The organism is Chryseobacterium gambrini, assembly GCF_027920505.1.
GTDB lineage: Bacteria > Bacteroidota > Bacteroidia > Flavobacteriales > Weeksellaceae > Chryseobacterium > Chryseobacterium gambrini.
In genome coordinates this window covers 1264372-1276772 of sequence record NZ_CP115857.1, presented here as the reverse complement: position 1 = coordinate 1276772, position 12401 = coordinate 1264372, and the positions used below count along the sequence as shown (strand labels likewise).

Annotated in this window: 14 protein-coding genes and 1 pseudogene; 13 read left to right on the top strand and 2 right to left on the bottom strand. The window is 35.5% G+C overall.

What is annotated here, in order from left to right:
- Positions 1–13 precede the first annotated feature (13 nt).
- Positions 14–523, bottom strand: coding sequence for a LytR/AlgR family response regulator transcription factor (locus PFY09_RS05635; RefSeq protein WP_271161742.1), 510 nt, complete (start codon positions 521–523; stop codon positions 14–16).
- Positions 524–773: 250 nt separating this feature from the next.
- On the opposite strand from PFY09_RS05635, the gene PFY09_RS05630 reads away from it, so the two are divergent.
- On the top strand, positions 774–1529 hold the full coding sequence (locus tag PFY09_RS05630; RefSeq protein ID WP_271161741.1) for a DUF6261 family protein: 756 nt from the start codon (positions 774–776) through the stop codon (positions 1527–1529).
- A 110-nt stretch (positions 1530–1639) separates the two neighbouring features.
- On the opposite strand, the gene PFY09_RS05625 is transcribed toward PFY09_RS05630, so the two are convergent.
- On the bottom strand, positions 1640–2044 hold the full coding sequence (locus PFY09_RS05625) for a helix-turn-helix domain-containing protein (RefSeq protein ID WP_271161740.1): 405 nt from the start codon (positions 2042–2044) through the stop codon (positions 1640–1642).
- 158 nt (positions 2045–2202) lie between these two features.
- On the opposite strand from PFY09_RS05625, the gene PFY09_RS05620 reads away from it, so the two are divergent.
- From PFY09_RS05620 to PFY09_RS05565, 12 genes and pseudogenes are all read left to right on the top strand, one after another.
- The gene (locus PFY09_RS05620) at positions 2203–2397 is read left to right on the top strand and encodes a hypothetical protein (protein ID WP_256040775.1); all 195 of its coding nucleotides are present in this window, start codon (positions 2203–2205) and stop codon (positions 2395–2397) included.
- Between the two features lie 64 nt (positions 2398–2461).
- On the top strand, positions 2462–3241 hold the full coding sequence (locus tag PFY09_RS05615) for a GLPGLI family protein (protein ID WP_271161739.1): 780 nt from the start codon (positions 2462–2464) through the stop codon (positions 3239–3241).
- Between the two features lie 181 nt (positions 3242–3422).
- Entirely contained in the window at positions 3423–3677 is a 255-nt protein-coding gene (locus PFY09_RS05610) for a hypothetical protein (RefSeq protein ID WP_271161738.1), read from the top strand.
- A gap of 19 nt (positions 3678–3696) precedes the next feature.
- Positions 3697–3912, top strand: coding sequence for a hypothetical protein (locus PFY09_RS05605; protein ID WP_271161737.1), 216 nt, complete (start codon positions 3697–3699; stop codon positions 3910–3912).
- Positions 3900–4331, top strand: coding sequence for a transposase (locus PFY09_RS05600; protein WP_271161736.1), 432 nt, complete (start codon positions 3900–3902; stop codon positions 4329–4331). Before PFY09_RS05605 ends, PFY09_RS05600 begins: the two co-directional genes overlap by 13 nt.
- A 7-nt stretch (positions 4332–4338) precedes the next feature.
- Positions 4339–4656 (top strand): helix-turn-helix domain-containing protein, encoded by a 318-nt coding sequence (locus PFY09_RS05595; protein WP_271161735.1) that lies wholly within the window; start codon positions 4339–4341, stop codon positions 4654–4656.
- Between the two features lie 357 nt (positions 4657–5013).
- On the top strand, positions 5014–5256 hold the full coding sequence (locus PFY09_RS05590; protein ID WP_271161734.1) for a hypothetical protein: 243 nt from the start codon (positions 5014–5016) through the stop codon (positions 5254–5256).
- A gap of 75 nt (positions 5257–5331) precedes the next feature.
- A complete protein-coding gene (trxA, locus tag PFY09_RS05585; protein ID WP_076394905.1) occupies positions 5332–5628 on the top strand; it encodes a thioredoxin in 297 nt (98 codons plus the stop codon).
- A gap of 1 nt (position 5629) precedes the next feature.
- Entirely contained in the window at positions 5630–6331 is a 702-nt protein-coding gene (locus PFY09_RS05580) for a thioredoxin domain-containing protein (RefSeq protein ID WP_271161733.1), read from the top strand.
- 3 nt (positions 6332–6334) lie between these two features.
- A complete protein-coding gene (locus PFY09_RS05575) occupies positions 6335–6919 on the top strand; it encodes a TlpA family protein disulfide reductase (protein WP_271161732.1) in 585 nt (194 codons plus the stop codon).
- A 401-nt stretch (positions 6920–7320) separates the two neighbouring features.
- Positions 7321–7704: a hypothetical protein gene (locus PFY09_RS05570; RefSeq protein WP_235130177.1), complete on the top strand. Its 384-nt coding sequence runs from the start codon at positions 7321–7323 to the stop codon at positions 7702–7704.
- Between the two features lie 268 nt (positions 7705–7972).
- Positions 7973–12399, top strand: a pseudogene (locus PFY09_RS05565) (CusA/CzcA family heavy metal efflux RND transporter).
- The last annotated feature ends 2 nt before the right edge of the window (positions 12400–12401 follow it).

Genomic DNA, 12401 nt, shown 5'->3' with positions numbered 1-12401 from the left:
TTTAGTCAGTTTTTCATTCTTCAATGTCAAGGTCAAAAATAATGTTTCTGGACAGAGGGATTTCATAATTTTCAACGAAAACACTTAGTCTTGTTTTTTTTATGGCTTTCTTTATATTGATGATGTAGCAGCGATGAACCCTCTGAAAATTTGTGTCATTGAGAATTTCTGCAAAATTTTCTAAAGATATCCGGAAAGTATATTTCTTAGAAACTGTGTGAATATCTATATAGTTTTTGTCGCTTTTTATGAAAATAATATCACTTTTTAGTATTTTTATATTTTCATAACCATCTTTTAATATGATATAGTCTGAAGATTTTTTCAGCAGAACGATTCTTATGGCAGCGAGAATATCAACTTTCTTCACAGGTTTTGTGAGGTAAGTTTCAGGCTTTACTTTTATCGCTTTCTCAATGGTTTTTTCGTCATTTTGAGCTGTTATAAATATTATTTTTGCGTTTTTATTTCTTTTCTCCGCAAGTTCAATTCCTTTATCTATGCCATCAATATTAATGTCCATTAAAATAATATCAGAACCGAAATTTTAAACGTCAATATCTTCTTTCTTGGTAATACCAAGAATATAAAAGCCTCAGTGTTTAATTACTTGCAAATAAAATGGTATAAAAACTACAATTTTTATGTTCTTGGCAACTCCAAAAGAATAGATACTATTATTTTTATGTTCTTGATAAGAAATCTGCCTGAGCTACCGTTTATTAATATTCTTTTTTTCTTTACATTTGAAAAATTAAAAAAACAAATACAGCATGATACTAGAAAAATTAAACACTGCAAGATTGCACAATTTAGAATCCGGACAATTCCTTACCCGTTTTTTCACTGATTTTGAAAGTACAGGACTTCAAGCCAATACAGATATTGAGTTTGAAGCCATCTATACAGACTTACAAAACCAGCTCCCAACATATCTTGCCGCATTGGCGCAAATTTCCGCAAAAGAAGAAAGCGAACAACTGCTGTCCTTAGATGCTATTAGAGATAGAAAAATAGGAGCATTACGTATGGCTTGGAAGGTTTTTCAAAATACCGATAACCCCTCAAAAATGGCAGCTTATGAAAAACTAACGGTTATTATGAATGCTTATAAAAGTCTTGCATCCGAAAACTACGAAGCCGAAACTTTAGGTATTAATAACCTACTTGCCACCCTACAATTACCCGAAAATTTTGCGGCTGTACAGCTTCTTAATATGGAAGAACATCTGACTGTATTACAAAATGCCAATGCGCTTTTTGAAGCCAAATTCAGCGCAAGATCTTCTAATAGCATAAGCACCGAAACCTATGATACCAAGATGTTGCGCAAAAATATTTTTGCCACCTATAATGAGCTTTGCAATTACGTATGGGCAATGGCGAAACGTAGAAACACAATTCCTTTCTTTGGCACGGTGCTTACTTCTATTAATAACGGCAGAGCTTATTTTGCAAACATTATAGCAACAAGAAAAGGAATAGCACAAAATAAAGCCACAAAAGAAAAACCAGCTGATGAACAGTAACTAAAAGACCAGATATAATTATTTGTTCTTCTTTAAATATAAAGGGGGCTGCATCATTAATTTGATGCAGCCCCTTTATTTAAAAATTTCATTCTGGCGAAATCTTACAATTATTTTTTGAGAAGATTCTTCAATTCATTATTTTCTTGTTTAAGATATTCTATCATAATGTCTTTCTCTTGCAGGAGTTCTGTGTATAGATTTTTTATTTCTGTTAAAGCTTCTGAATTTCCAGTATAAAAATTTTCTATACTTCCAATCCCGTTACCTGTAGAATTTTCTCCATTAGTTATATTAAAAGTATTTCCTCTATCAATTTCCAATAAATCTAATATCTCCTCCACCTTTATTCCCAGAGCATCTGGTAAAAGTTTAAGTTTATCTATTTCAAGATTTCTTTTTCCAGCCTCCACTCTTCCATAAGTAGTTACATCCATTCCCAACAAATCAGCAACTTCCTGTTTTGAAAGCTTTTTTGCTGTACGTACACTAAATAATTTATCTGAAATTTTCATTATTTTTTTATTACAAATATAGTTTTTTAAACAATCAAAAAAACATTAGCCTTTTAATATATCTTCAAAACTGATTGAGATTTGTTCAGTTTTGATTGGTAATCTCAATCCCTATCTCTTTATATTTGTAATACAAAACAATTTTAAAAATTTACACTATGAAAAAATTATTTATCGTCGGTGCTGTAACAATAGGGAGCCTCGTTTCAGCATTTCCTTTCCGAACATCTTGTGGAAAGATTGTAATGGTAAATGGGGCAACAGGTTCTTTAGCACATATTGAAAATATTTGCGAATCAATCAACTTTGTTGTTTGCGGGGAATTTGCAGAAATTACTATATACTATCATTAATCAATAATTAATTCAAAAAATGAATCCATAATTAATTTATGGATTTATCTTTTATTTTTACGATATGAAAAAACTTCCAATATTTTTTATCTTATTATCCGTAAAGTTGCTATCACAAATTAGCTTTAATGTTGTTTATGAAGCTGATTATAAGTTGCAGTATAGATTACTTAATACTACGGATGCAAAAATTGAAGAAGCTGCATTTGCTTTATTAATAAACGAAAATGAATCTTATTTTAAAAATATGAACAAATACATAGGAGATTCTTTACGTTTTGAAAAGAAGCTTGATGACAATAAAAGCAATGGAAAATATTTTACTTTTTTTCGTGAAAATATAGGAACTACAGATGGCAAAATATATGTTACTGCACCTATTTCCAATAAAAACTTCAGATACGAAGAAACTAATGATATAGTTTGGAAACTCGAAAATGAAAAGAAAAAAATAGGTAGATATACTTGCCAAAAAGCGACTACAAAAAAATACGGCAGAACTTGGACAGCTTGGTTTGCTAAAGAAATTCCTTTTCCATTCGGTCCCTATAAATTTAATAAACTTCCTGGACTTATATTGGAGGTTTATGATGATAAAAATGATTATCATTATACATTATATAAGTTTGGAAAAAGAAAATATCTATGTAAATCTGCAAACATGAACACAGAAGGCGTAAAACTGGTTGATAAATCTAAAATATTTGATTATCAACGGAAAGAAATAGCCGATCAAAATCAATTTAATGATTACATAGAAGATAAAGAAACATTGAATATGTTAAGAAAAAAGTCTGCTGAAAGAGCTAAACAATTTAATCCTATTGAACTGGCTCCAAACTAATTTCAATAATAAATAAAGTTCTTAGCAATTAAGCTATTCAAAACTCTCACAAATGTGAGAGTTTTTGTCTTCTTTTTTTGCATTATTCTGCAATGCACAAGTTGGAGTATGAACAACGTCTACCAGTGCAACCTTAGATATTATCTGCCGGGATTCCGCACCTAATGCGAAGGTACTGGAAGTGAATAATTCTGCAACTACACCTGTAGAACTTATAACGGCTTTGAATAACGGAGATATAGGAATAAATAATAATGCTCCCGAAACCAGCGCTTTGCTGGAGTTAAAATCGTCCAATCAGGCAATCCTGCTAACCAGAGTGGCAAATACATCCGTCATTACTACACCTGTGAACGGAATGATTTTATATGATAAGTCCGTCAATTGCTTTAAGTCCTATGAAAATAATGCATGGTCTCCATGCTTAAGCAAATAAATTTTACAAAAAAACACGTATGAATTATAATTATTTATTCAAGAAAAATCATCAGGAAATTTCGGGAATATTTAAGGGTAGTATTATTCAAAAAACGAATGATTTATTAATTGTCTTGCTTGAAAAACAAAGTCTTGGAAAGAAAAAATGTCTGTATATATTCTTTGAAGATAATATTGTGGTAAGGATAAGTGTAAGAATAAAAAAATTTTGGCAAGCAATATGGAAACCTTAAATTTTAAATCTATACACATCGGCAAGATTATCAAAGAAAGAATAGGAGATTCTGATGTTAATCTTCAAAAAGTATGCAGTCATTTTGGATATTCTGTAAATGAAATTAAGGAAATATACAAGATGGAAAGTATTGATACAAAAGAACTTTTAAGATGGAGTAAACTTTTGAGATATGATTTTTTCCGGTTTTATTCACAGCATCTTATTTTGTACTCTCCGCCAGAAAAAATTGTGGCAGATCATGTTAAAAAAGGGCAGGATTTATTAAAATTCAGAAAGAATATTTACACAATAGAAGTTATAGAATTTATTCTGGATCTTATAAAAACAGAGACCAAAACAAAAATACAGATTATGGAAGAATATAAAATTCCTAAAACAACTTTATATAAATGGATCAGCAAATACAGTAAATAAAAACACCATGGAAAATTACGAATATAGCAATCCCGATTACAAAAGAATTTACAGTGACATTTTGGTGGCGAAATTTCCACACAAGATATCAGAATGTCAAACTATTTTGTCTAAAAAAACCATTTCGGTTTTAGATGTGATAAAACTGAATACCATTATTTTTGGCTTTTTTCAGGAAAATCAGAAACACAGATCTTATGACAGAGCTACTATTTTTGAAATCCTCGATTATCAGAAAAAAAATAAACTGAATAATTCTCAGTTAGCATTACATTTTAAACTCAGTAGGAGTACCATTGCAAAATGGAGAAAACATTTCGTATAATAGTTTTAATAGGGAAAGATTAATGAAATAATTTTTGATAGAATTAAATTTTAGATCATTCAGCCTAAAGTTTAAATTTAAATTAGTTGGAGATTCTGATAGCAATGTCAGAATCTTTTTTTGTCTTAAACATTCGGAAACAGTTTAAAAATTGTTCAGATCTTAATAACTTATGTAACAAAAGTAGCAGTAAAGCCATTTTTAAATCCTGAAATTTGTTCAGAAAAAATATTTTAAAAATGCACCTTCTATCAAAATTATTCCTTAAAAAAGATAATTCTGCACCGGAAAATGCATTGAACAACAATCCTTTTCCGAAATTAATTTGAACAGGTTTAAAATAAAAAATCAAAAAAAATGTTTCAAAATATATTTAAAAACTGGAACTTTGTAAGAGTTCTGCGGTTGGCAATGGGGATATTTATCACCGTTGAAGCGGTAAAATCAGGAATGTGGTTTCTGATTATTACAGGAGTGCTCTTTACAGTGATGCCATTGCTGAATATCGGATGCTGTTCAGGAACAAGCTGTTCGGTTTCCGTAAAAAATACAGAACAAACCCATGATGAGGTAGATTATGAAGAAATTAAATCTTCTTAAACGAATATGATTTATGTGATCATAGTAAATGTTTAAGCAGCTTTCAAATAAAACCACTAATAAACAAAATAGAATATGAACAAATTTCAGGAAATCATCAGTCAGGACAAACCCGTTTTGGTAGACTTTTTCGCAGAATGGTGCGGTCCGTGCAAAATGCAGGCTCCCATTCTTCAGGATCTTAAAAAAGCAATCGGAGATTCGGCAAATATCATCAAAATAGATGTCGATAAAAATCAGGCAGTTGCCGCACAGTTCGGTATCAGAAGCGTTCCTACTTTAATGATCTTTAAAAACGGAGAAGTGAAGTGGAAACAGTCCGGAGTCTTTCAGGCAGATGAATTGGAAAAATTAATAAAACAAAACATCTAAAATGTACAGAAACATCATCATTGCATTCTTCTTAGTAGTCATTACAGGATGCGGAAAAGCACAAAGTATAACAGATAACGTACTTCCCGCAACCGAATTTTCCCAGAAACTCGATAAAACCAAAGACGCACAGTTAGTGGACGTAAGAACCTCCGGAGAATTTAAAAACGGACATCTGAAAAACGCAATGAATATCGACTGGAACGGAGGAGATTTCACAGAAAAAGCCGCCGCTCTAGATAAAAATAAGCCCGTCTTCGTCTACTGTATGAGTGGACCGAGAAGTACCGCTGCAGCCGCAAAACTCAGAGAATTAGGCTATAAAAACGTCTACGAATTGCAGGGCGGAATGATGAAATGGAGAAACGCAGATCTTCCCGAAATCAAAACTTCAACCGCAAAAGGAATCACTCTTACACAATACAATGATTTGTTGAAAAGCAAAACGCCCGTTTTGGTAGACTTCTATGCAGAATGGTGCGCTCCGTGCAAAAAAATGGAACCTTTCCTCAAAAAAATGGCTGCCGAAATGCCGGACAAAGTAAAGATCGTAAGAATCAATGTTGATGAAAACACAGAACTCTGTAAACAACTCAACGTTTCTGCGCTTCCGGTGCTCAAACTCTACAAAAACGATAAAATTGTTTGGGATAATCTGGGATTAGTGACCGAAGATGAGGTAAGAAAACAGATTGTCCAATAAATCATGAATAAATTTCCTCTGTGGATCAGAAAAAACTGGAGTACAGTGATTATGATTGCTGTACTCATCCTTTTATGGGTAAATCCCGACGCAAAAGCATGGGTGATGAGACAGATGATTTCTACCGGATTATTCAATTCAAAAATAGAAGAAAAAACAAAAGAATCTTCACTTGTACCGCCAAATTTCAGTGTGAAAAATGAAAACGGAGAAATAACTGAAACTTCTCAGCTCAGAGGAAAAGTAGTCTTCATCAATTTCTGGGCTTCGTGGTGTCCTCCCTGCCGCGCAGAATTTCCCTCCGTTCAGAAATTTTATGATGCTTATAAAACAAATCAAAATCTGGTGTTTCTTACGGTAAATCTTGATGACGAAATGATCTTAGGAAAAAATTACCTTCAGAAAGAAAAATTCACCATTCCTTTTGTGGTTCCAGACAGCAGTATTCCCAAAGAATTATACAGTGGCTCTCTTCCTACAACCGTTATTTTAGATAAGACAGGGAAAATAAGAATGCATCATTCCGGAATGGCAGATTACAGCAAAGACTCTTTCTATCAGGAAATTGAACAGCTTTTAAAAGAATAATCCTTAAAAATATAATACCGGTTAACTATTTCGGAATTAGCCGCAAAAGCCGCAAAAGACAATCATAAATCTATTAATAAAATAATCAAAGCTTTCAAAAGAATAAAAATCGAAGATTTTTTTAAACTGTTATATTCTTTTCTTATTACGCTTATTAACTTTTATAAAAAATCAAAATCTTAATGATTGTCCGTAATTTGCCATAATTAAAAAAGCTTTGAGTTCTTTGCTGAGTGAATAGTTTATGCTGAGCTTGTCGAAGCACCTTTGCGAACTTAAAAACAGTTAGTATTTAACAAAACCTTTGCGAGCCTTTGCGTCAAAATTAGCATGATCATTAATAACGAATAATCTCATAATTTAAAACCATTCTTAACGAAACATTTTATAATTTTGCAGAAGTGAAAAAACTGATCTCGATACTATTGCTTAGTTTATACTTGGTTTCTACAACCGAGCTGTATCAGTTTTTGAAAATTCCGGTTCTTATTGAACATTATCTGGAACACAAAGAGCAGAATCCGAAACTCACCATTGGTTCGTTCTTCAAAATCCATTATGATAATCCGGTAAAAGATTCAGATTACACCAAAGATCAGCAGTTACCGTTTGTTTCGCACGCAGCGCATCTTATCATCGTATGTACACCTGCGACACCCTTTACGTTTCAGTTGTCTGACAAAGAATCCAATCCGATTATTAAATCCAAACAGACTTTTTACAAAAGCATCTTTTACAATAAAGATATTCTCAATTCCATCTGGCAGCCGCCGAAATTTTGTTGATTTTTTTTGAATTCTTCTCAAAATATCACTTTGGGAGATTTCTGATACTTATTGGTAAATTTTTATACAGTTTTTTTTATTTGGGCAGCTTGATCCGCCCTCCGTTCCCGCTTTTTGTAATTTTGCCAAAGCTTTTCCAACGGAAAAATTACAAAAGAGCTCCACTCAGGTCGGGCTGCAAATCAGTATAAATTCCAGTGCTTAAAACAGGCATTAATTGGTATCAGACCATTACCTTATTTATTCATAATAAGCTCAACAAAACATTATGCTTACAAAAATCATTGAGTTTTCTGTAAAGAACAAACTCATCATTGCGCTGTTGATTTTGGGATTGATAGGCGTGGGTTCCTATCAGGTCACCAAACTTCCGATAGACGCCGTTCCCGATATCACCAACAATCAGGTTCAGGTCATCACCATTGCCCCTTCATTCGGAGCAACTGACATCGAAAGACTCGTGACATTTCCCATAGAACAGGCGAACAATAATATTTCAGGATTAAAAGAAATCCGCAGTTTTTCACGGTTCGGTTTATCGCTCGTTACCATTGTTTTCGAGGATGATGTCGATATTTACTGGGCAAGACAACAGGTTGCAGAAAGGCTGCAGCAGGTTCAGACCCAGATTCCGCAGGGAATCGGAACCCCGGAATTAGGTCCTATTTCCACAGGTTTAGGCGAAATTTTCCAGTACGTGATCCGCCCCGAAAAAGGCTACGAGAAAAAATACGACATCACAGAACTCCGCACCATTCAGGACTGGATTGTGAGAAGACAGCTTCTCGGTGTAAAAGGTGTTGCTGAAGTCAGCAGTTTCGGAGGAAAACTGAAACAGTACGAAATTGCCGTCAATCCCGACAGATTAAATGCTTACGGAATCACCATTAACGATGTTTTCGATGCATTAAACACCAATAACCAGAACACAGGAGGAGCTTATATTGAAAAAGGTCCCACCGTTTTATACATCCGGAGCGAAGGTCTGATCGGAAATATTGAAGACATAAAAAATATAGCGATTGCTTCCAAAACCAATGAAATCCCACTGTTTATAAGAGATGTTGCAGAGGTGAAAACCAGCTTTGCAACACGCTATGGCGCAATGACGTTCAACGATCAGGGAGAAGTTTCCGGGGCAGTGGTGATGATGCTGAAAGGCGAAAACAGCAATCAGGTCATTAAAAATGTAAAAGAAAAAATCGCACAAATCCAGAAAACCCTTCCGAAAGGAGTAGTGATAGAACCGTTCCTCGACCGTACCAAAATGGTAAACAACGCCATCGGAACCGTAGAGAAAAACCTTACAGAAGGCGCATTAATTGTTGTTTTTGTACTGGTTTTGTTCCTTGGAAATGTGCGCGCAGGATTGCTCGTGGCTTCCGTAATTCCGCTCGCAATGCTTTTTGCCATCTGTATGATGAATCTTTTCGGAGTCAGCGGAAACCTGATGAGTCTCGGTGCACTGGATTTTGGTCTGATAATCGATGGTGCGGTGATTATTGTAGAATCCGTCCTGCATCAGTTCAGTCATAATTCAAAATTCAAAAAAATATTCTACGTTGGAAAAGAAGAAATGGACACCATTGTTACTGATTCTGCCGGAAAAATGATGAACAGTGCAGTCTTCGGTCAGATCATCATCCTGATTGTCTATCTTCCGATACTTACCTTACAGGGAATTGAAGGGAAAATGTTCAAACCGATGGCACAAACTGTCGCTTTCGCTTTATTAGGCGCATTTTTATTGTCGTTAACCTACATTCCGATGATGAGTTCTTTGCTTTTGAGAAAAAGAAGCTCAAAACCGAGTTTATCCGACCGGATGATGAAAAAAGTAGAGAAAATCTATCTGAAAACATTACTTAAAATTTTAAGAGTTCCGAAAATGGTATTCTCCATCGTGGCTGTACTTTTCGTATTGGCAATTTTCATTCTCAGCAGAATGGGAGGAGAATTTATTCCTTCCCTTGAAGAAGGAGATTTTGCGGTGGAAACCAGAGTTTTGCCGGGAAGCAATCTGAATACAACCATTGAAAGTACACAGAAGGCAGCTCATATCCTGAAATCGAGATTTCCGGAAGTACAAAAAGTCGTGACAAAAATCGGAAGCGGGGAAGTTCCTACAGATCCGATGCCGATGGATGCCGCCGATTTAATGGTGATTCTGAAAGACAAAAAAGAATGGACTTCTGCATCTACATTTCCGGAACTGGCAGATAAAATGAGCAAAGAACTGCAGGATGTTCCCGGAGTAACCGTAAGTTTCCAGTTTCCGGTGCAGATGCGTTTCAATGAACTGATGACAGGAGCAAGACAGGATGTCGTGGTGAAGATTTTCGGAGATGATCTGGACGTTCTTTCCCAAAATGCTCAAAAACTAGGTAAAATTATTGAAACTGTAGACGGAGCGCAAAATCTTTACATCGAGCCGATTGCAGGAATGCCGCAGGTAACCATAGAATACAACCGTCCTGTTATTGCACAATATCATTTATCGATTTCCGACATCAACCGGATTGTGAATGCTGCATTCGCAGGGCAGAGTACAGGTCTCGTTTTCGAAGGTGAAAAACGTTTCGATATGGTCGTTCGTCTCGATTCCAAAGTCCGTAAAAATGTGGATGATATTAAAAATCTGCTCGTTCCGACTCCTTTCGGAAACCAGATTCCGCTTTCCCAGCTTGCAAAAGTTGAAGTAAAAAAAGGACTTAACCAAATCCAGAGAGAAAATGCACAACGCAGAATTGTCGTTGGATTCAACATCAAAGGAAGAGATGTTCAGAGCATCGTGGAGGAACTTCAGACTAAAGTAAACAAAGAGATAAAACTTCCGACAGGTTATTATATGACTTACGGAGGTTCTTTTGAAAACCTGAACAATGCAAAACAACGTCTGATGATTGCCGTTCCGGTTGCTTTAGCGCTTATTTTTGTGATGTTATTTTTAGCATTCGGCTCGGTGAAAGAAAGTCTGCTGATTTACACCGCAATTCCACTGTCAATCATTGGCGGCGTATTTCTTCTGGCTTTGAGAGGAATGCCTTTCAGCATCAGTGCAGGTGTTGGATTCATCGCCCTTTTCGGAGTGGCAGTTCTCAACGGAATCGTTCTCATCTCAGAATTCAACAGATTATACAAAAGCGGAATCCGGAATATCGTAAGAATTGTAATTGATGGCGGAGAATCCAGACTTCGTCCGGTTCTGATGACGGCTTTCGTGGCATCATTAGGATTTATTCCGATGGCGCTCAGCAACGGAGCCGGAGCGGAAGTTCAGCGCCCGTTGGCAACTGTGGTGATCGGAGGTCTGCTTGTTGCAACCTTCCTTACGCTTTTTGTACTGCCGCTTCTTTATGTAACCATTGAAAAAGGATTTAAAATGAAATCGCCATCATTTGGAAAACGCAAACGCCTATGAAGAAAACGCGATTACATATGACCTTTAAAAACAATAAATATCTACATATGAAAAATAATCACAAAAATATAACGGCTGTATTCATTTTGCTATTCAGCTTTGCAGGATTTGGGCTGAAAGCGCAAACGCCAATCAATCTTCAGACGGCGATCAATACTGCATTGGAAAACAACAGTAATCTTAAAAACGAAAAGCTGAAATCGGAATATTCCAAAGCTTTAATAAAATCGGCAAATGATATTCCGCAGACTGGTGCAACGTTCGATTACGGACAGATCAACAGTGCGTACAACGATATGAAATTTGGCGTTTCCCAGAATATTGCTTTTCCGACGGTCTATAAAAAACAGAAAAATGTATACACCGAAGAATGGAAAAAATCTTTGCTGAATATTTCCCTGAAAGAATATGAACTTAAAAAAGCAGTCAGCCTTACCTTTTACAACATTCTGTACTGGAAAGAAAAAGAAAAACTGCTGAATGAAATCCTGAAACTGTACACTGACTTTTCAGACAAAGCGAACCTCAGACTGAAAGCAGGAGAGAGCAATATTCTGGAAAAAACAACCGCCTCCAGTCAGAAATCGGCAATAGAAATTCAGTTAAAACAATTGCAGCAGGAATTAGCTGTTTTAAAGATCCAGTTTCAGTGGCTTCTGAATACTGAAACGGATTTCATTCCCGAAGATTCAAAATCGTTTGCCAATTCTTTAAACGAAAAACTGGCGGATCATCCTTTGTTGAAAATCTGGGAACAGCAGAAAAATATTTCCACAGAACAGATCGCACTGGAAAAAGCGAAAATGCTTCCCGGTCTGCAATTGGCGTACAACCTGAACAGCTTTAAAGGATTAGGACCGGATGATAAACTCTACAATGCAACGCCACAGTTTCATTCTGTGCAGGTCGGTGTTTCGCTTCCGATATTTTCAGGAGGTCAGAAAGCGAGAATTGAAGCTGCAAAAGTTGCGCAGTCTGTTGCTGAAAGTGAGCTGAAAAACGCGGAATTCAACCTTCAGAATCAGCTTAAAAAAGCCAGAGAAATCTATGAGTCTAATCTGGAAATTGTTTCAAAATATGAAAGTTCCTATCTTAAAAATGCAGATGTGATTACCGAAACGGCAAAAAGACAGTTTATCGGCGGAGAAATCAATTACCTCGAATTTGTGATCCTCGTAAATCAGGCGGTACAGCTTAAAAACAATTACACCGATGCAGTCTGGAAACTTAACCAAAGTGCCATTGAACTGGAATACCTTACTTTAAATCCGTAAAA